The sequence below is a fragment of the Pseudomonas sp. CFBP13509 genome, from assembly GCF_005233485.1.
Classification (GTDB): domain Bacteria; phylum Pseudomonadota; class Gammaproteobacteria; order Pseudomonadales; family Pseudomonadaceae; genus Aquipseudomonas; species Aquipseudomonas marginalis.
This window is the reverse complement of record NZ_QGAA01000008.1, coordinates 295094-314922: the sequence shown is the minus strand read 5'-3', so window position 1 is coordinate 314922 and position 19829 is coordinate 295094. Positions and strand designations below refer to the sequence as shown.

The window sequence follows — 19829 nt, the reverse complement described above, 5'->3', positions numbered from 1 at the left end:
AACCAAGCGCTTACTAAAGCCTTGCAAATGAGCGTGGTTTTGAGGAGCACGGGGGAGAATGGTGTGGTCAAGGTGTGTCTGCCGGACGCTTACTTTGAAGATGCGAGCGAAGACGTCTGTGAGGAGTCACCCTCAGGCACCACGTCAATCGTGGTCTGCACAATTGAGGGCGGGGGTTATGAGTTGGTATTTCCTTTTATGTGTTACTCGTTCACTGAAGATGATGCGTTTTGGCTGAGCGAGGTCTTGCTTAGCGCCTGCCAAAAAATCACGAAGCCTTAAATCGAAAGATTTCCGCACAGAATGACTGCAATGACAACGTCACGAGGTTGAACAGCCAGGAACAAACTTCATCCATGCTGCCCGTACGCAATCAAGGCAGGTAGTATGCGCCCGGCGCAGCGGTTAAGAAAATGCTCAGCAGTTGTTATGGAGCCTCCATTTCATGGAAGTCGGCGCGAGCTACATAGAGGTGTTCGACTGCCACGTACGCCAGAGGGTCAGCTCGTGAGGTAAATACGAGCCTCGCTGGCGTCTGTTCGGTGGCGCAGGCGAGGATGAAAAGCAGGTCAGCCTACTCTCGATGAGGCTCCAAACTGGCTGGCCACCCGGTATCCCTATTTCTGAACCAGATCTTTGTACTTTTCTCGAGAGGCGAGAATCTGGTCTCTGAGCTCTTCAGGATCAATCCTCATCCCACCGCGAGGTGTTGTCTTGAGAGTTTTCAAACCGTTGGCTGCCTTGATGAAGGCTCGCTCCTCTGCCTGAATCCATTCAGGACGTTTGTCTTTCCAAAATGACCATGCCATTCGCTGAGCCTCGTTCCTGAGCGGATGAGACCAGTATGTGGCAGCAGAAAGAAATGTCCAAGCTAGGTGGTGACCTTGGTCATTATGTAAGCGGAGCGCGCAGACCTGGAAGGTCGAAGGCATGAGGATGGAAGCCCGCAGGGCCAAGACCCATCGATAGACGGGGCTTGGTTTACGACAGCCATCCCCCAGAGGGGCATGCCCCAAAAATAGGATCTAACGGTTATCGAACCGCGCGCTGATCGTTCTTACGAGAAGCTACACCCATGGCGTAAAGGTCATAAGTCTTTCGCAACAACAATTCGTCATCAGACGATACATGCGCATGAATGAAGACTGTCGACAAGAAACGCTTCCGTTCGCCATTGCCAATCTCAGACCAAACCCTCGGTTGCCCTTGAGCATCTGGGACTGCCAAGCGATCAAGAAGGTACTCCTCAAGGCTATGCAACCGCTGCAAGCCATCGATCAAAATATCGCTGCTCTCAGCCATTACTCGCCCCGCAACCAAATCACACCACTCATTAGTGAGATAGCTTCCAAGATCCCCTCCAGACCACACAGAAACGATGAACCGAGCCTTTTGCCCCAGATTCCATACTACCGGGCGATGCCAAGACGGAACTGGAATGCCCATTACGAACCCTGCAGCCCAAGGATACTTCTCGTGAGCAGCAGATGGCTCGACCAGGTGTTTTTCCCAGCGAGAAACAACGACGTCAATCGGATATTGGTTGGTGCTGGTTGCCAAAATTTGACGAGGCATTCGGATGCTTGGATCTGAAGTATCGTCATCTGCGAAGCGCTGGAACTTGGAGGTCATGAATGTCCTTGGAGGAGGGGAGTGCTAAAGGTGGACGAACCATTGGTGCGGATGAAATGACGCCGCCACTCATCAACGATTGAGATGATCAGTAAGTCACGCTCTGTTGAGATTTCGATCTGCTCACCATCGACCAGCGCTTGCGCATAGCCCTCAGCGAAGGCAGCAGCTCTGTCAAAGTCCGAAGGGGAGTCAGAGGACGCGATGTGGCTGACCAAGCGCTCCCACGCCCTGCGTTGACGATGACCCTGGATGGTCTCGGCAAACGGCACGGCGCCTTTCAAGGAGCGTGCAAATGCGATCGTTGGTAGGTTCAAAACCGGTTTCTCTGGATGTCATAGATATGAAAAACGGTTCGTTTTGAGAAACCTTGAGCCGTATAGGAATTTTCTTTGTGCCGACGCAAACAGGCGCTAACCGGACGCGAACGCGTGGACGTGCTAATGGCACTCAGATATTGTCGCAAGCGTGATTACGCGCTAGCCGCGTGACGACTCATGAAAGGGATAGACGCGATGATTTACCAATGCAACGGATGCAACAGGACTACCTTCGAGATCGCATGCCCGTGGTGCATGGGCTCTCAGGTCTCGCCGTCATCAGAGCTCACGTTGCGACACCTTACGCCGCTGGATCCTTCGTTTTATCCCGACTTTCAATACAGATCTAAAGGCTTGATTCAAGACTTCTTCGGTAAGAAGAAGGAGCAAGCCCAACTGAACGATCTTCTGAACAACGTATTGAGAAAATACGCGGAGCTGAAGCAGCCATACTTTACGAACTTCATTCACACGACTCGCGAAAGCGCAGGTAGCAGCGATGACGCAGGCGTGCCCGGCCCACGTTTGGATGGTGTGTACAGCGAGAGAGAGCTGTTCAGGGAGGTCTTGATTCGCAAAGGCTTTGACGAGCTTGAAGGGCTTCCATCTCTCTTGGACAAGCTGCTGCAGACCACAGCTTTCAACTCCGACTATATGGGGTTCTCCAGAGAGCTGACCCGCCACATTCGAACTGATCTTGCCGACACCTTACGTTCTTGGATTGAAGAGGCAGGAACGACGTTCAGGTCTGACTTGGCTTTGTTCTATTACTACCTGTGGGAAAATGACGTTGCTTTCCCCAATGTTCAATTCAATCCCCAGGCGGATTCTACATCTGGTGTTCCACTCCTCCCGATACAGGTTTTTCGTAATGGCCTGAGCCTTTGCGAGGAGATTTATTTCGATATTCTCGTCGAGCGCCTGGGATCTCAGCTGGAGCATTTCAATCCTAACCAGTTCATCACCATGTACCTAGTGGACGCTATGGACGGATTTCAGTTTGAAGCCTTCCTGGTTGAAATATTCCAAACCATTGGATACGACGTTAAAGAGACCAAGAAGACGGCTGACCAAGGGGCTGATCTTTTCGTCAGCCGCTTCGGCAAAAACATGGTGATCCAGGCAAAGAACTACTCGGGCTCCGTAGGCAATGCGGCTGTGCAGCAAGCCATCTCCGCAAAAGCCTTTTATGGGTGCGACGAGGCCATGGTAGTCACGAACTCCTACTACACGAAATCAGCTAAAGAGCTGGCCAGCACAGCAGGCGTCCGGCTGATCGACAGGGACGGGCTTCAGAGCTATCTGGATGACTACAACCAGAAGCTCATCGAGGTTTTCCAGGCCGAGGAAGAAAGTGCTTAAAAGTTGGCGCCCTTCGAGGCAAAAACCTTAGCCCCGCGACGTCGGTGGGGTTTCGAGATCCGTGACAATAAAAGACGATGCTCAACCGATTGAACAGCAAGCGGAGCGCGCAAGCCGATACGGCTGGAGGCGTGAGGATGGAAGCCCGGCAGGGTCGAGACTTGGCTCCGCCAGGCTCGGTTCACGACAGCCATTCCCGCAGGGGCACGCACAAAGCCAAGCCGGTAACCCCCCAATCGCTATCTCCTCAGCAAGGATTTACACGGTTTCCGGCCCGTAATGATCACCCATCCATGATGAAGGTCTCGCAGAGCCGATTGCACAGAGCAGAGGCGGGAAATCATACGTCATTTCTCGAGAGGTCAGTAAGTGCTGAGGCTAACGCGGTCGCCTGCTTAGGCGTGAACCTAAAGCGCGACTCATCGATTTTGATAGAAATTACGCCATTGGATTCTGTATCCAGGAGAACTGCGTAGCTGTTGTCATCGTCTATGACTTCACCCTCGGCAATGCCGGGCCGAGTGAAGATGGCGAGCCTAACTTCGTCCAACTCGCCCTCGGGCGAACCATCCTTGAACGTGAAGAATCTGTTCGGCGGCAGTTTTGTACTCATGGTCTCGATAGTCCTCAGAAAATATGTCGCATGACTATTTAAACGGAGGCGAAATTCGAAACTTGAGTGGTGGGATTAAAAAGACATCTGCCTGAAAAGTAATTTTGCGCAGCGCTAAAGTTTTGCTCGAAAAAATCCGTTTAAGTTTGTATTTCACGGAAAAGGGCTGTGTTGGAAATGATGAAAGAGCATGATTCTGCAGAAACTATTAGATTCAGGGCCGAGCGCGAATTTTTATCTCATGAAGACGAAGGTGAAGGTGAAGGTGAAGGTGAAGGTGAGGAAGCTAGGTGGTTCGAAGCATCTGTTGAACTCGCAAATAGCCACATAAAGCTCGTCCTAGACGGGTCTGAATATGACTTCACTGCTCAGCAATGCGGGGAGCTAGCTGATGGGCTGTCGACCTTGGTCAAAACGCTCTATCAACGGAGCGCAATCCTCACTGGTATCCCTAATCCGCTGATATTGGATTTTGGTAAGCTATTTCACCAACTGATTGTGTCTCGTACTCAGTCCACACAGCAGGATTGGTTGTGCAATCACGGGTACGACTTGGACGGAATGTTCTTTGGAGCATCTGGATCGTTTCGCTATCCAGATTCGCAAAGCTATTTTCAGCTTTTCATAGGGGTGAACGGCGAGCTATTCGTACCGATCTTGGGGATCGAAGATAGGGTATTCAAGTTCAGCGTTGAGGACGCTTCGTGGTTGTTTGAGCAGCTGTGCGTGGGAGGATACTTGCTAGCTCGGATTGAGAGTTCGTGAGAGGAGTAGCCTACTTCTGCATGGATAACCGAGCATGGCTCATGCTCACGTTTGAAAAACCATCAACCTCTGGGTGGAGCAGAGCAGTTGCAACTGTCGGCTAAATGGGTGCAGTCAGGTTCAGCCTCCACTCGACAATACTGTGGGCTGTGGGGCAAGCGAGGCGCGCAGGTGTATCGGACGAACACCCATAGGGCCAATGTCATTCTAACGACGGTTTTCACCAGATACGTAACTAGGCTAACATGATGGCGATTTGGAATTGCCAGTTAGACCTGTGAGCATCCATACCCGTTGCTCAAGGACTAAGAACCGATGTCAAAAGGCCGTGTCACCCATTTGGGCCGTTGCGAATTCAGACTTTGCAACCTCACCCCCTTGTTGGGGACGCTCCGATTGCACTTCGAGAGCGCGCACAATCCACCGCGTAGACACTGAGAAATCAGATTCAGGCTGCAGTGGTCTCGAACGAACGATTCAGGACGAAAGTGTATGGATAAGGAAAGCATCACGGTAGTGAGAGAAAATCCCTCTCTGAAATCGAGCAGACCTGGCTCTTACCTTGGGTACTCACTGCAGTCCACCCGGATGTGCCTACATCTGTGCGAGGCGCCACGGGGCTCGTTCGTTGCGTTAGAAGTTTTAGACGACGTTGACGTTGAATATGCTGACGGCAAGAAAATGGTTGAGCAATCCAAGAGCGGTATTGCTACTAACCCCATTGCCAATTTCTCTAAAGATTTGTGGAAGACTTTTTCTAACTGGATCGATGCTATTGAGGCGGGTGTAATCGACCTTGGAAAAACTCGCTTCCGTCTCTATGTATTGCAAAGGAAAGAGGGTGCGTTCGCGCACGATCTGCATTACGCGCATACCAAGCCTCAGGTCGAGCACGTGGTACGCGAGATTCGTCAATCCTTTCAAGACGAGCAGCCAGCGGGCTGCAAGCCATATATCGAGAAATTCTTAAGCTACGATCCTGACAAGCGTGCGAATTTGGTCATGGCGTTTGAGCTCGAAACAGGGAATGACCAACTGGTTGAAGGGATCAAGGGCTACCTATCTCTAGCCGTGCCAGATGACCTTCTGGAAGATGCCTGTCATGCAGCAATCGGGTGGGTGAAAAACACCTCAGACGTACTGATTGCAGGCGGTCAGCTAGCAGTGCTCGCTCGTTCGCAGTTCAGCGATTGGATGTCGACCTACAATAGCCGTTTCTCGTTTAACCATCTTCTGAAATACACGCTGCCTCCACCGACAGCCCAGGAGATCGAAGAGGGTCGGCCGTACGCCCTTACGCTGATTCGTCAGCTTGAGCTGATTGAAATGGAACAGGACAGCGCCGATGCCATGTCGGACTACTTGCAGTCGACAACCAATAAGGTGCGGTGGGGGGAACGAGGTCTGGTCTACGAGCCGGAGTTCAACGACTTCAAAAAAAGCTTGCTGAAAAAGTGGCAGTTTTTCAGTAAGGAAATTCGTCTGCTCTCCATCTACGCTACCGCTTCGGACGTCGACAAAGGCCAGCTGCTGCACCTCAGATGCATGGTGGACAACGCCGAACTTAACGACGTCGACTCCCCGGGTTTTTTCGTTCGCGGGACTTACCACGATTTTTCAAACCGTAAAGACATTGGATGGCACCCCCAATTCAATGATTTGATCGATGACTGATTTTCGATATGTGCTGGACTGAGCCGCTTCTGTCGAACCCGCAGGCGAAGCAAATACATTGAATATGCATATGCACTTCGCGCCCCCCCTAAAGGTCGCCGTTTGCGCAGTGCGACCAACCACAATAAGTCCAACAGGTTGACCAGGATGGAGCCTACAAAACTATACGGCAAGGCGAACAATAGCCTTGATGAGGTGTACTTGGTGCAGAACCCTGCACTCGGTGCGATTCTGATGTGGGAGTTTGTTAAAGGGTTCGTCCGTCAGAGCGCCGGTCGTTTGCCGGAGCTGCCTTTACTCTTCGCTGTGTTACCGATTGTGTTTAACGAAACGCTCAGGACAGTAATGTCAGGGACAAATCCCTCTTCCGGATTGCGACTGTTCGCATCGAAATTCTCCAGGGATCAAGAGGTGCTTCTGACATTGCAACGAAGGATGCTGATGCTGCGACCCACGTCCCTGTCCAGTTTGTCTATCGCACTTGAGTGCGGTTTGCTGACACTCAACGTAACTTCCGCTTCAGTTGACTGCACGACCAAGCGATATCCCTCAAGGACTCCACTGGCTGTCAGGGAGCTTGGGAAGCACGCTGACAAGCTAGGCGGGTGGTGTGGTTCGCTAACTCTTCAGGAAGTCCAGGCTGCACTACGGATAGGTTTTTAATGAAACTCCAGATCATAAAATTGATTTTGTGGCCAAAAAACGGCCTTCAGTATCGAGAGTTGACGTTCACGCCCGGAGCAGTGAACGTGATCAGCGGTTCGTCAAAGGCAGGGAAGTCGGCGGTTATTCCGATTATCGATTACTGCCTAGCGTCGGAAAAATGTGGGATTCCTGTTGGAACTATTCGCAATACCTGCGGGTGGTTTGGTCTGCTCGTGGATACGGACGAAGGACTCAAGCTTTTCGCACGTGCTGAACCGGGCAAGCAACGATCAACGGATGATATGTTCGCCCTGGAAGGTGATCAGATTTCTATACCTGAAAGGATTGAGGGCAAAAACACAAACCGAAGCAGTGTGAAGGACATCCTGAACAGGTTGTCGGGCCTGCCGAATCTTGGTTTTGGAGACGACGTTCGCTACGGATTCAAAACCCGTCCGAGCTTCCGAGATTTGATGGCGTTCACCTTCCAGCCGCAAAACATAGTGGCTAACCCTGACGTCCTTTTCTACAAGGCTGATACCACAGGCCACCGTGAGAAGCTCAAGGACATTTTTCCGTTCATTCTGGGTGCCGTCACCTCTCAAACGCTGGTTGCATCTTGGGAAATGAAAGATCTTGAGCGTCAGCAGAAGCAGCTGCAGTCAGAGCTCAAAACGCTCGCTGATGCATCTGCGCGGTTGCGCTCCGAGGCTCGCAGTTGGTATTACCAAGCTCGAGAGTACGGGCTAGTACCGAACAATGCGGTGCTCTCGGAGGATTGGACTACCGCGATTCAGCAGCTCAGTTCGATCCTGCAGAAAACCTCTCGCGATGCAGCACCCAAGTTCGAGGCGCTTCAGGCTTCGATCACGACCATAGGCGAATTGAGAAAGCGGGAAGACGTCATCGCCGCGAACCTGTTTACCGGTCGTCAAAAGCTTAACGAGCTGACCCGCATTCGGGGGGATGCCAACGCTTACCTCAAGGCGCTTGATACCATGAAAGAGCGGCTGTCGCTCTCGACGTGGCTGAAAGACTTAGTTGTCGAGCAATCGTCCCCCTGTATTCTGGGATCACAAACTTTGTCAGCGTCTAGTGAATTAGACGCATTGTGTAAGGCACTGCATGGCATAGAGACGCTCTCGGAACAAACGCCCGTAGTATCTGCTTCGGTTGAAAGTGAGCTCGTCCGGCTACGCAGCGCGGTGCGCATCGATGCTGAGGAGCTCGAAGCAATTAAAACAGAGATCAAGGCCATTGAAGCCCTCGACACTCAGGCCAAAGGTCAGGCTCTGCGCCAGTCCGACATCGATCGATATCTTGGTCGGCTCCAGGAGGCTGTTCGGAATTATGAAACGGCGCAACAGGACGAGGGCTTGGCAAAACGGCTGAATGAGGTTGAGAACAAGATAGCAGCCCTAGCACCATCGATTTCTGTTGACCAAGTGCGAGATAAAACTCGCAAGATCTTGAACACACTGAGTGATTACTGCGCCCAGATAACGCCGGTTCTTGATGCCGAGTGGAAGGATGCCCGAATCGGTCTATCGATCACTGACCTTGCGATCAAGGTGCGCCATGATGGGCGTGATGATTTTCTATGGGAGATCGGTAGTGGCGCAAACTGGCTCGCATACCATGTCGCGATGCTGCTGGCCTTGCAGAAACTGTTCTTGGCTAAGAAAACCGTTGAGCATCCAGTACCTCACTTTCTGATTTTCGACCAGCCTAGTCAGGTGTACTTTCCAGTAAAGCGCGCCGCCCAGACTGACGAGGAGCATGAGCTTGACGACGAAGACCGAATAGCCGTGCGCAAGGTTTTCAGGGCCTTGGCTACAGCAGTCAACAGCTCGGAAGGTCGCCTACAAATTATCGTTCTCGATCATGCCGATGAAGGTGTTTGGGGCGGAATTCCTAACGTGGTACTCACTGAAGAATGGCGCGATAAGAAGCTCGTACCGCCTTGGTTTGAGTTACCTAGCTCCTAAGTTGTAAGTAGCCGCAAGAATGTTGGTTTTCGCATGCATTTGAGAACCTTGAGCCCATGAAGTTGAGTCCCTTTTAGCATGTCTATTGATATCGATAAATCTCAGGCAGATCTCGTCAGACGTTTCGTCCTGAGTGTGACTATCCCCATCCTCCATGAGATAGGGCATTCCGCTGCAGTTGTGGCTACGGGAACACTTTTCAAAATTGCAAATCGCTCGTTCATCATCACAGTAAGGCACCTCTTCGACCAAGTCAGTGATCTGACTTTATTGGCTTATCCAGAGAATCCATTGAAAGGTGCACTGCGTACCTTCGGTGATATGAAATTGTATAAGCCTGACGATGACAAGATCGACGTAGCAGTCATTGAGCTGCACTCCCAGGAGACAATCGCTCGCTTGGAGGCAAGATGGCAGTTCCTGACGCTTCAGAACGTTGCCTCGCCTTCGGCCAACCCCGAAAATGGGGCGGTCTTCGTCGCGGGATATCCCGTCGCTCTTACAGGCGAAAATAATGGCTGGACTCATGGTAGCTTTCTGACTGCATACACGCAGCGGCGCCCTGACGTTCCAACTGATTTAAAGGAGCCTTACATTGAGGGATTGGACTTATTTTTCGACTATGGCCGTGAGGCCCAGGCGTTGGACGGTCAATCAGTATTTACTCCTGATTTGGAAGGTGTAAGTGGTGGCTCCGTTTGGGAGCTCGTTGAGTCTCAGTCCATTATTTGGTCGGCGGTAGACAATGTACGTGTTGTGGGAGTCCAGTCCTCTTTCCGCCACTCCGACTTCACTCGGGCTAAGAACTGGTGGGCCGTTGCAAAAGTGCTTGAGCAGATAGACGAAAGGCTGGCTAGCGAAGTCCGAGCAAGGCTTGATAGCAATCTTTCTTGACTATCGCCCTAACAACTTCGATCGATAAATGACTTCGTTGTACGCTTACCCTGGATGGAGAGCTAAGGTCGGGATGGACGATTAGTTGTAAAGTGCTGCCATGGCACGCAGGTCTTTGTAAACATATCTTCGTGCAGCAGAAACATGGAAGTTGCAGCCGGGGCAGGCGTCAGGGGTGACTCAATTGTGTTGCCCCTGGCCGCACTGCAAACCCTCCAAACGACATGCCAGCGTCAACGTACCGGAGAGCTGACTTCATATCCTTCCAGCCCACATAGCTCATCAGCCCTTTGATGTCCCACCCATTGGCGGACGCCCAGGTCGCAAAGCCTCGCCGCATTGAGTGGCTGCTATACAGTTCCGCTGGCAATCCTGCCTCTTTGAAAATGCGGCGTAGCACGGGTATCAGGCTATGCGGCTGCATAGCTTTGCCTGACAGGTTGCCCCAGCGATCAATCCGCTGGAACACCGGGCCTTTAGCGATCCCGGCAACCGTTATCCAATTGATATAGGCCTCCACGGGGCAAAGCATTGTGAGCGCCGGCGTCTGGAACGTAGTTCCTTCATGCTGTCGGTCACCCTTGGTGTAGGGCAGGAAAAAGGTAATGCCTTGACCACTTATGGCATGGGTAGCCAACGATCCCTGCGCAGTTCGTGAGGAGGGGCGCTAATGTACCCAAGAGTTAGTCAAGCAGCAGACTTGCGTACCCTTATTTCCGCTTTGAAAAGAGCGCTAAAGCCCAATCACCTCGTAGGCCCCGATAGCCAACCGGTGTAACGTATTGCCAATTCGCAGCCAAGGGTCGTTCATCGAGGCCTGCGCTATCCAGTCGCGGTCTCTGCCTGCCAGCGGATGACTCTAAACAGAAGGGATTCTCATGTATCTGCGTGCTTTGAACGTTAGAGGTTTCAAGTGCTTTGGTGAACCCTTCACTATCGAACTTCACGACGGGCTGAACGTGTTGGTGGGCGAAAACGGCGCAGGCAAGACCGGTGTAATTAGCGCGGTGCGTCAGCTATTCAATGACTCGGAGTCGGGGAAACGAATCATCGGTGAGCAGGATTTCTACAAGGGTTTTGAGGCAGGTGCTTTCGCCTCGGTGGAGCTCCAGATCCAGGCCACGTTTTCCGACCTTGATGATAAGGATGCCACTGCCTTTAATGAATGGTGCGGGAACCATGACGAAGCGAAGCTCACTTTCATTGCCAAAAACCAAGAGTCACGTGGACGCTTCAAGTATCACACTTATGGTGGGCACGAATTCACCCAGCCCCTAGACCCTGAAACACTCGACTTGATTCACTGTGTTTATCTGCCGCCACTACGTGACGCAGAGAGCAAGCTCCGAGAGGGGCGCCAATCACGCTTGGCCAGACTGTTGAAGGCCCTATGTCGGAAAGAGTTGGACGCTGCCAGAAAGGCCGGTACTCAAACTGCGCTGGAGCAGCGCGTTGGCGACTTCAACCGCGAGCTTTCTCAGAGCGACGACTTTGCCATCAAACTGGCCAACCAACGCATCGGTGAAAGCCTGAAGGCCGCGCTCGGAATGCATCTGTCCCAAAGCACATTGATCCAATTCTCCGAGGTGAGCTTCTCCCGTATCGTTGAAGGTTTGAGACTGCTTTATTTCCCCGACCTCACAAATGCCGACCCCACCCAGTTCCGATCTCTAGGGGAGAACAGCCTGGGGTACAACAACTTATTGTACATTGCATCCATCCTCGCGGAGCTCGTCCTCGAGGTAGAGGAGGGGCGTGGTGAAGAGACCTACCTGCGGCTGCTGCTCATCGAGGAACCGGAGGCGCACCTACACCCGCAGCTCCAACTACGGTTGCTACGACACCTCAAAACGGAGGCAGAAGCGCGAGGTATCCAGGTCATCATCACAACCCACTCAACTGTGATTTCGGCTGCGGTGTCTGTGGAGCACCTGATTCACCTCTCCAATGAAGGCATGCCAATAGCCGTTCCTCTGAGAAAAACAGGGCTTCCTGAGCAGAGCCGGCGTTTTGTAGATCGCTGGCTCGACGTCACCAAGTCAAATCTTCTTTTCTCAAAAGGCGCGATCCTCGTCGAAGGAATTGCAGAGGCAATCGTTGTCCCCGAGCTGGCTAGGATCGTCTTGCATGCTCAAGGGAGGGGCAGGGACTCTTTGGACGATTACGGCGTGTCCGTCATCAACCTTGGCGGTATCTACTTCAAGCATTTCATGCAGCTGTTCTGCGATGTCACGGGCGCCCAGCCTGGTGGTAATGTGCCTATCAGGTGCGCCGGACTCACGGACAATGACCCTTCAAAATCTCTCTCGATCATTGACGATGGCGAAGGCGGGGAAAAACCAATTCCATTCCTTCCGCATGCCGAAGATCACCGGCTGGGAAACAATCCGGCATTGGAGCTTCAGGGGCCGATCAATCAGTCTCAATTCGCACGGTTGTTCGCCGGCAAGTACAAGACCTTCGAGTACGACATTGCGCTGGAGGGCGGCAACCTTACGACCATGCTGAATGTGGCAGCAGATCTCTGGCCCGTTCAGGATGGCAAGGTGGCCGGGAATTTGAGGGAAGATGCAAAACGGGATTTCGCCTCCATGTCCTCTGCTGACAAAGCCCCTTTTGCTGGCGCTTTGCTCGCCAGGCTCGACTCCGAAGAGATCGGCAAGGGGTTGTACGCCCAAGCGCTCGCGGACGCGCTCTTGGCGCGCCCAGCTGATTTCGTCGTGCCGGAGTACATCCGACTGGGCATCCTTTGGGCCTGTGGACTGGAAGATGGACAGGCATGATCGCTCGAGTTGCTGAAGAACCCCCACGCAGGGTGCTCCCCCAATGAACTTCACCCAGGAACAGTTGGATTATCTCGCCTCACCGCTCGATAGGCACGTTTACCTCAAGGCCTGCCCGGGCAGCGGAAAGACGGAAGTGGTTGCCGCGATGGTGGCCAAAATAGTCCAAGAATGGTCTCGGTCACCATCGGGCATCGCAGTCCTGACGTTCTCCAACAGTGCCACGGACGAACTCAGGAACAGGGTTCATAGGTACCTGGGGGAGCCGATCGGCAAACCTCATCTAATCGCTACGTTCGACAGCTTTGTGCTGAACCGGCTGGTGGCGAGCATTGCCAGTGAGATGACGGGATATACCGGCAGGGAGGGTGACTTTCGCATTCGGATTCTGGACAAAGCAGCGAACATCTATCGCACGCGAAATAGCATTTGCAATCGTTGGATCTCTGCGTGCAAATACGACTACGACCTTGGAACGACCAAGTTCATATTTTCCACTGGCGAACGCGGCCTCGATAAGCAACTGAACGCCGAAACCCTTAATCATGATACCTGCAAAGATCTTATTGCCACTAAGAAGCGGCTGTGGCGAGGAGGTTTTGCCACTTTTGGTGACATCGACATGCTTGCCCTGAAGGCATTCAAGGATAGGAAATTCGACCCCTATTTTTCGCGGATCGCGCGCCGGTTTCCTCTGCTCATCGTGGACGAATGCCAGGATCTCTCTACAGAGCAACTGCGAATCGTGGAGCATCTCGCACGGTTCGGTATGGCGTTCCATTTCGTGGGTGATCTGAACCAGTCAATCTATGGCTTTCGCAAGTCAAACCCAGAGAATGTCACCGACCTCATGGTCAAGCTGAAATTCGACCCGTATGAGCTCAAGTCGAACTGGCGGAGTGGACAGGTCATAGTCGATCTGTGTACCAACATCCTTGGCGGCGAACGGATCATGGGCAATGCAGATATTCCTTCCCTGCAACCACGGATACTCGAATATGAAGTGTGCCCCTCTGAGCTGCTGCCTACGATTCGCACCATGACACAGGGGTACACCAAAGTGGTACTGGTGGCCCGAGGTCATACGACCCTGCAGCGTTTACGTAATGGTGAGACCTTCGAAGGCATCGAACTATTGGCAGTCGCGTGCATCAGCGCCAACACAGGTAACCTTAAGGACATCAAGCAAAGCCTGAGGACGTTTGCAAAGTGGCTGGCCGAAAAGCTCGAGCTGCAGGTCACCAAAGTCGGCCCCTATTGCCCCATTGTCATGGAGTCCAAGCTTGTTTGGCGGAAATTCCTCCATGAAAGCCTGAAATTCATGGTCGCCAATGGTGCTGGCAAGTCCGATCAGACTTGGTCTGCTTGGGTGCGCACTGCAAAGCTGGCGATCCGACGGCTCCCGAATCAACCTTTCGTACCTGTGGAGTTACTGGAGGAGCTGGATGTCCTGAAAAACTTGAACCTTGTGGCTCGCAAAGGGCAGGGTGATAAGCCAGTCTCCGTGCGAGTGTTGAGCCAAGAGGTACTGGAGGGGCCACCAGACACGTTGCGCTACGAAACTATTCACCAGGTGAAGGGCGAAACTCACGATGTCACTGTGGTGGTTTCGTCCCAACAGCCCGGGCCGCACCAGTCTCATTGGCAAGACTGGTTGCGAGATCGCGGATCGGAAGCCGCAAGGTTCGCTTATGTGGCGAGTTCCAGGCCCCAGCATATGTTGATTTGGGCGGTAAAAAAGCTCAAAGAAGAGGATCGACCTGTACTGGCACAATTGGGTTTTGAAGTACCGCCCCCCCCCGATAACCGTCCCTAAACGAGCACATTTGCGATCCCCTCGTTAAATCTAATCACCATTTAGGTCGTTCACTCATGCTGGGCGCGCTGTGCAAAACTTCTGGGGCATGCTTTCGTCAACTTGGCCTTTTGATCTAAATCAGTAGGGTGAGACGATGAGTTTTCAAATGTACATGGAGGTCTCCTGTGTATGAACCGTTCCTCGGCGCCCTCCGTGTATGCTTAAGGCCTCACGGCTAACCGGAGGCAGGGTGCATGCAGCCAGAGCAACCAACCCTGACCCAGTGGTCACGTGGCTCAGAGCATAGCCTTGATTTTTTGCGCTTAGCATCCCGCAGCCCACACTTACAATTTTTGACTAATCGATAAGGGAGCATTCATGGGTAAGCCTTTTAAAGACCGAATTCATGCCATGAATCAGATGTACAAGCTGCCGATCAACGGCACGCCCACGCTACTGACCGATCCTGCGGACAAGCTCAAGAAGTTCAAAGCCACGCTGATGGCTGAAGTTCATGAGATCGATGAAATCGTCGAAAAGATCGAAAAAGGCGATGCTGAAATCGATATAAAGGCCGCCATTGCCGACTTGTTGGGCGACGTGATTGTTTACTGCAGGTCTGAGGCGCTGAAGTACGGCTTACCGCTCGAGGAGGTGCTGGACATCATCATGGACAGCAACGAGAGCAAGCTCGGGGCGGATGGAAAGCCGATCTACGATGAAAATGGCAAGTTCCTCAAAGGCCCGAATTACTGGAAACCGGAGCCCAAGATCAAAAACTTGCTTCTTGGTGCTAACGGCAAAGCGGACGCTTGATCGGAGAAACAGGCTTGAAATCCATCAACATTGGCAAGACGCGTACGCTCAAAGACATCGAGGCGGCCATTCGCAAGATCTGCGATCGTCCGGGGGAGAAATTCCTCATTCAGGCAGACATGCTCAGCGCCCGGCGTGGCGCCATGCATGATGCCGCACGCCTCCAACTGATCGTCACCCTGGCCCGACAGCAGCTGCAGAGCGACTACCTGGATTTTAACCCGCAGGCAGATGTTAAAACGCTCTTACACAACCTCGCTAACTGTTCGCCAGGTATCGCAGCTTTACGTCTTTCCAAGGGTATCCGGCTAGGCGAACTGACATTCAATCGCCGAGAGGTCTTCCAAGAGTCGGTAGAACGAATGCAGGCCATGGATGCAGGTCGGTACGAGGACGTCGTAAATGGCCGGGCCGTCGATTTGATTTGTGTAGCGGGATCGAAGGTTCAGCACCTGCGACCGCTGTTTAGCGCTGCAGGTCAGGTAAAGCCTCCATCTGAAATGACCACCGAGATGCGCAGGCTCATTGACTTTGTCAACAAGCAGAGCGGGCGCACCAGTGTTCCAGAATCATTGATCGAAAGCTTAGGTCTGTTCTGTTCTGAGCTTGTATCCAACACACAGGAACATGCGACCTCAGATCATCTTGGCAACGCGTATTTTGCCCACGTTGAAGGCGTCATGATCGGCTGGAGGCGTCTTGAGGACGACATCTTTGCCGAAGACTTCGACGGCAGTGAGGACTTGCGCCGTTACTGGCAGAGAGAATCTTCTACCACCGACAATAACAAGACAAGCTTGCGGGCGTTGCACATCAGCTTCTTCGACTCCGGCCCAGGATTTGCCTCCAGAATGAGCGGTAAGGCGGTGCGAGAGATGTCGCTCCAGGATGAGCGGGGGTATCTGCTCAAATGCTTGCAGCCGCGTCAGTCCAGCAAGACTCTGGACGCCGCGGGGATAGGTCTGCCTGCCATCTTGAATGAGCTTCGCAAGGTGGGCGGGTTAATCCGTATTCGTTCTGGCCGGCTGTGCATCTACAACCAGTTCGAAGAAAACGATCGGCAGCGTGACCCTGACGACTTCAGGGATTGGGGCAACACCGACCTGGCACCCGTTGCTGGGGCCGTTGTCACCATTATGATTCCATTGAGGGGCATGTAATGGAGCGTTTCTATCAATGGATTTCCGCTGTCAGCGACTTTAGCGGCAGTCATGAAGCGTTGGTCATTTGCTACAACGATTCGGAGCTCTCGGTACAGCACGTCTTCACTGATATCGAAGACGCGCTGAAGGCCCAACGACATCTGCCTGACTGTGTCTACATCGTGGGAACATCTGATCAGTTGTCGGTCTACAACAGCAGTTGGGCTGACGATCAAGACCGCCTGGCCAACCTCCTGAAGCGTGGCGTAAAAAACGCGCGTGTGTGCGTCCATGAATACGTGTTCTTAGAGTGGAATGGCGCGAGCTTCAACGTTCATGTGCTGGGCGGCCAGGAACTTGTCTACCACTATGATCCGAGCACTCTCTTGCGAGATGGTTTAAGAACGCTGATCGAGAAGAACAACGTCATTCATTCTGCTCCGTCCGCGCATTCTTTCAAGCACCCATCCGGCACGCTCAACAATGTGTTTATCCAGGCCCGAGAACTGGCGAGTGATGAGGCCGAAGTTTGCGTGGTGGGGTATGCGATCGCACTCGAATACGGCGTCAGGCTGCGCCAAGCGGCCAAGGTGTACATCGACACCATGGGCATTTACGCCTTCGTGAAGAATGCGCTTGGTCGCTTGGACAGTAAGGCCGAAGTCATGAGTTTTCACTCCTATGAGCGACTCAAGACAATGTACCCTCCAGCAAGTGACTATTTCTGCGTGGTATCGGCTTCCACGTCCGGCGGCATGGCCAAGCAGATGGGGGAGCAGGGTTTCACAGGGGATTGCGTTGCCACCCTGATCGATCGCACGGCGGATGGCCGATACGGGGGTGTCCTGGTCGCCTTGGACGACATTGACTATCCACTGCCGGTCAAGGCGGAGGAAGGCTGCACGCTAATCGAGATCATAGGGGAGAACTTCTCGGCGAAATCAAAGCCTCCCAAATCGATCACAATATCCCTGAAGCATGACCCTAAACGGCTGGCCAAATTCCACAAGTATTTCGGTATGGGGGGAATCATTGGATTCAACCGGTCGAGCACGCCTCGCAAGCTGTTGACGCTCAATCCTGATCTGCTGCTAGCGGACGTTGAATTCAGGAAATGGCTGACCGCTGAAATTGACTGGTCGGTCTCTATGGCGACAAACCTAATTGTGTACGCCGACGATGACGGGTCGAAAAAACTCGGCGAGGTGACCAATGAGATGCTCAGTCAGAAATGGGGCGCTACCAAGTCAATCCGATGCGTGCCTTACAGCGAACTTGATCAAGTCGATTTTGAGACCGTCTCCGGGGTGCTTGTCGCGACAGTGGTAGCGCGCGACGGGGGCATTCTAAGGGAGATCAGTCGTGATCTGCGGGCCTACATGGACGCGTCCGTCCCACGCAGATTCCTTGCACCGATCGGGATTCCACAGAGCGCCAGAGCCTGGGCGCTCCTCAAGACTTTCCTGATGAAGAACCCCACGCCCCGGGAGTATGGCTTTTCCAACTGGCTGTGCTTACCCATTGGTGATGACGGGAAACAGAACGCCTGGAGTCGCTTGATCACGGTTGCGTCAGCCGGGCAGGTCGATGACGTCGGCTTCACGCCCAAAGTCGCGGAAAAGGTTCGTCATGAGGCTATTGATGAGGCCTCTGAGCTTGTTGAGGAGCACAAGCACCACTTCCTGCCAAAACATGATGGCAGCGCGCTCGCCTTGTCGGATGGGTTTCTGTTCTTCGACCCCTCAAGCAATGTGGGTCGGGACTGCCCAAACGTACCGCAAAGCACAGTGTTCTTCACGATTGCTGCAGTTCTGCAATTCGCTCGCGAACACGACGATCATGAGCTACGCCTTCTGCCGACGGGGTATGAGTCCGTGGTGTTATCACCGGAGTGCTTCCTTCGGTTTAACGACAACGTCCTACAGGCGTCATTCCTCCGGGCGTGTCTACCTTCAGAGCTCGACTACTCAGCAAGCCCGGAGCTGAGCAAGCTGATGAAGGAGTTCATCGCCAAGGTATTTGCCCGCTGGGAGCGGACTTACGGCGATGCCGCCCTGGAGTTTGCCGCTGCACTTGCTACCGGTACGCTAAAACTCACGCAAGAAGACGCCCGGGCACTGCTCGAGGAGGCTATCGAAAACCGTAAGGACAAGGCCTCCAGCCTGTTGGGGTTGCTGCTGCTCACCCAACGCGCGCTGTTCCCAGCCTTTGAAGGATAGAAAAGAGGTTGTAAACCAATTTTCGATGCTGTTAACCGAAGTGGTTTACTGTGCAAAAAGTTGGTTTACAGGTAGCTGTGTGCGGCGCCAGTGACCGGGGTGTTCCCTGAAAACTAACGGTTACCTTAGTTTTCGCAGACTTTGGAGCGGTTAGCTTGAGAAGCTAAGCTATCGCTTAGTTTTTTCCCTGGCTTCGCAAAGTGCTGACGCTCGTGCTCGAGAAAGCGAGGGCAGGGTACCGGAGTGCGCGTGGCAGGCCGAATGATGTATGTAAAAACAGCGTTATTTCTAGCCTCATGAATCTGGCACCTGTGTGTTCTGATTAACCTTGTCGACCATGATGGGTGGTCGCCAGTGGAGAATGGCTACAGGCCCGTGTCACGTGGTTTAGAGGCTCATCAGGAGCCCAACACAGGGGGCGTCGGTGTACTTGAACGCTCGAGGTGTCGTATCTTTCCTATGCTGCATATAAATACAGTTAGTGTTTCTCCGCTGCGCCAAGCAACGCATTGCACAGAATGATCCGCGAACAGCGGCTTCAGGATAGCCAAGTGGGCTTATCATCGGCGCTGTTCCTGATCCTGGCAGACTCAACGCTCATGGCTTCTTGCTCGTTGCACCTCGATTCTATTTTGCGAACTGGAGGGCATTTCGAGGCGGTTGGTCTGCGAATCTCACGATTTCAAACTCTACGTGATCAGGTTTGTCCGTGGGGAGATTGGCCAGCCATACTTGAACACGGTCTTCCAACCCGGCTTCGCAGAGACGCGTATCGGGCCAAAAGTTGTGGGCTCCGTCAGCAATCAGCTGTTTGGCAAGCTCTCGCTCTCGCGCACCGATCAAGCACCAAGCCACGAAGAATCTCTCGTCCCAGTAGCAGAGCATAATAGATGTACTGGGGCGTCAGTTCCGATGCTCAGTTGATCAACTTCGCGGTCGAAACAAACATCCCGTTCAATTGATCCATCAAGGATCCTCCCGCAGGATGTCGACGGCTTTGAAAAACCAACCAATTGCTTGAAATTGACTAAGCCTTACAAGTTTCTTCTGGGCAACGGACAATTGGCGGGTGCCAAACCATGTTTTGGTTCGAGCGCGAGAGCATGAAGTGGATTTAGCGCCGGGCATTTAAATACCTCCATTATTATTAATGACGGCACCGATATAGCAACTATGGA

General features: G+C 52.9%; 16 protein-coding genes and 1 pseudogene. 12 read left to right on the top strand and 5 right to left on the bottom strand.

Translation table 11 applies throughout. From position 1 onward, the window contains the following. Window positions 1–282, top strand: a pseudogene (locus tag PspCFBP13509_RS31590) (hypothetical protein); the annotation flags it as partial. Window positions 283–617: 335 nt separating this feature from the next. Here PspCFBP13509_RS31590 and PspCFBP13509_RS16145 read toward each other — a convergent pair. The 3 genes from PspCFBP13509_RS16145 to PspCFBP13509_RS16135 form a co-directional block, all read right to left on the bottom strand. After that, the gene (locus tag PspCFBP13509_RS16145; protein ID WP_137201204.1) at window positions 618–809 is read right to left on the bottom strand and encodes a hypothetical protein; all 192 of its coding nucleotides are present in this window, start codon (window positions 807–809) and stop codon (window positions 618–620) included. 223 nt (window positions 810–1032) lie between these two features. Further along, entirely contained in the window at window positions 1033–1632 is a 600-nt protein-coding gene (locus tag PspCFBP13509_RS16140; RefSeq protein WP_137212332.1) for a hypothetical protein, read from the bottom strand. Then, window positions 1629–1949 (bottom strand): hypothetical protein, encoded by a 321-nt coding sequence (locus PspCFBP13509_RS16135; RefSeq protein ID WP_178084551.1) that lies wholly within the window; start codon window positions 1947–1949, stop codon window positions 1629–1631. Before PspCFBP13509_RS16135 ends, PspCFBP13509_RS16140 begins: the two co-directional genes overlap by 4 nt. 198 nt (window positions 1950–2147) lie before the next feature. On the opposite strand from PspCFBP13509_RS16135, the gene PspCFBP13509_RS16130 reads away from it, so the two are divergent. Then, the gene (locus PspCFBP13509_RS16130; protein WP_137212339.1) at window positions 2148–3314 is read left to right on the top strand and encodes a restriction endonuclease; all 1167 of its coding nucleotides are present in this window, start codon (window positions 2148–2150) and stop codon (window positions 3312–3314) included. A 340-nt stretch (window positions 3315–3654) separates the two neighbouring features. Here PspCFBP13509_RS16130 and PspCFBP13509_RS16125 read toward each other — a convergent pair whose 3' ends face one another. Continuing rightward, a complete protein-coding gene (locus tag PspCFBP13509_RS16125; protein ID WP_137212331.1) occupies window positions 3655–3927 on the bottom strand; it encodes a hypothetical protein in 273 nt (90 codons plus the stop codon). Between the two features lie 168 nt (window positions 3928–4095). Here PspCFBP13509_RS16125 and PspCFBP13509_RS16120 point away from each other — a divergent pair, with 168 nt between their 5' ends. From PspCFBP13509_RS16120 to PspCFBP13509_RS16105, 5 genes are all read left to right on the top strand, one after another. Then, window positions 4096–4692 (top strand): hypothetical protein, encoded by a 597-nt coding sequence (locus tag PspCFBP13509_RS16120; protein WP_137212330.1) that lies wholly within the window; start codon window positions 4096–4098, stop codon window positions 4690–4692. A gap of 492 nt (window positions 4693–5184) precedes the next feature. After that, complete coding sequence (locus PspCFBP13509_RS16115; protein ID WP_137212329.1) at window positions 5185–6366, top strand: ABC-three component system protein; 1182 nt, start codon at window positions 5185–5187, stop codon at window positions 6364–6366. Window positions 6367–6513: 147 nt separating this feature from the next. Further along, window positions 6514–7029 carry a three component ABC system middle component gene (locus tag PspCFBP13509_RS32195; RefSeq protein ID WP_446730747.1) on the top strand — a complete coding sequence of 172 codons (516 nt, stop codon included), beginning with the start codon at window positions 6514–6516 and terminating at the stop codon, window positions 7027–7029. Next, entirely contained in the window at window positions 7029–8999 is a 1971-nt protein-coding gene (locus PspCFBP13509_RS16110; protein WP_137212328.1) for a DUF3732 domain-containing protein, read from the top strand. The genes PspCFBP13509_RS32195 and PspCFBP13509_RS16110 overlap by 1 nt, the downstream gene beginning before the upstream one ends. A 78-nt stretch (window positions 9000–9077) precedes the next feature. Then, entirely contained in the window at window positions 9078–9893 is an 816-nt protein-coding gene (locus PspCFBP13509_RS16105; RefSeq protein WP_137212327.1) for a hypothetical protein, read from the top strand. Window positions 9894–10062: 169 nt separating this feature from the next. Here PspCFBP13509_RS16105 and PspCFBP13509_RS32190 read toward each other — a convergent pair whose 3' ends face one another. Beyond that, on the bottom strand, window positions 10063–10317 hold the full coding sequence (locus PspCFBP13509_RS32190; protein WP_191951213.1) for a tyrosine-type recombinase/integrase: 255 nt from the start codon (window positions 10315–10317) through the stop codon (window positions 10063–10065). A gap of 454 nt (window positions 10318–10771) precedes the next feature. Here PspCFBP13509_RS32190 and PspCFBP13509_RS16095 point away from each other — a divergent pair, with 454 nt between their 5' ends. The 5 genes from PspCFBP13509_RS16095 to PspCFBP13509_RS16075 all read left to right on the top strand — a co-directional run bounded on the left by PspCFBP13509_RS16095 (window position 10772) and on the right by PspCFBP13509_RS16075 (window position 18651). Further along, a complete protein-coding gene (locus PspCFBP13509_RS16095; protein ID WP_137212326.1) occupies window positions 10772–12676 on the top strand; it encodes an ATP-dependent nuclease in 1905 nt (634 codons plus the stop codon). A 43-nt stretch (window positions 12677–12719) separates the two neighbouring features. Next, window positions 12720–14492 (top strand): UvrD-helicase domain-containing protein, encoded by a 1773-nt coding sequence (locus PspCFBP13509_RS16090; protein WP_178084550.1) that lies wholly within the window; start codon window positions 12720–12722, stop codon window positions 14490–14492. A 360-nt stretch (window positions 14493–14852) separates the two neighbouring features. Beyond that, window positions 14853–15290, top strand: a complete 438-nt coding sequence (locus PspCFBP13509_RS16085; protein WP_137212325.1) for a MazG nucleotide pyrophosphohydrolase domain-containing protein — start codon at window positions 14853–14855, stop codon at window positions 15288–15290. Then, window positions 15287–16450 (top strand): hypothetical protein, encoded by a 1164-nt coding sequence (locus tag PspCFBP13509_RS16080; protein ID WP_137212324.1) that lies wholly within the window; start codon window positions 15287–15289, stop codon window positions 16448–16450. The genes PspCFBP13509_RS16085 and PspCFBP13509_RS16080 overlap by 4 nt, the downstream gene beginning before the upstream one ends. After that, window positions 16450–18651 carry a hypothetical protein gene (locus tag PspCFBP13509_RS16075; protein WP_137212323.1) on the top strand — a complete coding sequence of 734 codons (2202 nt, stop codon included), beginning with the start codon at window positions 16450–16452 and terminating at the stop codon, window positions 18649–18651. The genes PspCFBP13509_RS16080 and PspCFBP13509_RS16075 overlap by 1 nt, the downstream gene beginning before the upstream one ends. Window positions 18652–19829: the final 1178 nt, after the last annotated feature.

Excerpts from the sequence above, each read along its gene's own strand:
- PspCFBP13509_RS16085 (WP_137212325.1), top strand. The coding sequence starts at position 14,853 with ATGGGTAAGCCTTTTAAAGACCGAATTCATGCCATGAATCAGATGTAC.
- PspCFBP13509_RS16145 (WP_137201204.1), bottom strand. The coding sequence starts at position 809 with ATGGCATGGTCATTTTGGAAAGACAAACGTCCTGAATGGATTCAGGCA.
- PspCFBP13509_RS16090 (WP_178084550.1), top strand. The coding sequence starts at position 12,720 with ATGAACTTCACCCAGGAACAGTTGGATTATCTCGCCTCACCGCTCGAT.
- PspCFBP13509_RS16075 (WP_137212323.1), top strand. The coding sequence starts at position 16,450 with ATGGAGCGTTTCTATCAATGGATTTCCGCTGTCAGCGACTTTAGCGGC.
- PspCFBP13509_RS32190 (WP_191951213.1), bottom strand. The coding sequence starts at position 10,317 with ATGCAGCCGCATAGCCTGATACCCGTGCTACGCCGCATTTTCAAAGAG.
- PspCFBP13509_RS16130 (WP_137212339.1), top strand. The coding sequence starts at position 2,148 with ATGATTTACCAATGCAACGGATGCAACAGGACTACCTTCGAGATCGCA.
- PspCFBP13509_RS16110 (WP_137212328.1), top strand. The coding sequence starts at position 7,029 with ATGAAACTCCAGATCATAAAATTGATTTTGTGGCCAAAAAACGGCCTT.
- PspCFBP13509_RS16115 (WP_137212329.1), top strand. The coding sequence starts at position 5,185 with ATGGATAAGGAAAGCATCACGGTAGTGAGAGAAAATCCCTCTCTGAAA.
- PspCFBP13509_RS16125 (WP_137212331.1), bottom strand. The coding sequence starts at position 3,927 with ATGAGTACAAAACTGCCGCCGAACAGATTCTTCACGTTCAAGGATGGT.
- PspCFBP13509_RS32195 (WP_446730747.1), top strand. The coding sequence starts at position 6,514 with ATGGAGCCTACAAAACTATACGGCAAGGCGAACAATAGCCTTGATGAG.
- PspCFBP13509_RS16105 (WP_137212327.1), top strand. The coding sequence starts at position 9,078 with ATGTCTATTGATATCGATAAATCTCAGGCAGATCTCGTCAGACGTTTC.
- PspCFBP13509_RS16140 (WP_137212332.1), bottom strand. The coding sequence starts at position 1,632 with ATGACCTCCAAGTTCCAGCGCTTCGCAGATGACGATACTTCAGATCCA.
- PspCFBP13509_RS16095 (WP_137212326.1), top strand. The coding sequence starts at position 10,772 with ATGTATCTGCGTGCTTTGAACGTTAGAGGTTTCAAGTGCTTTGGTGAA.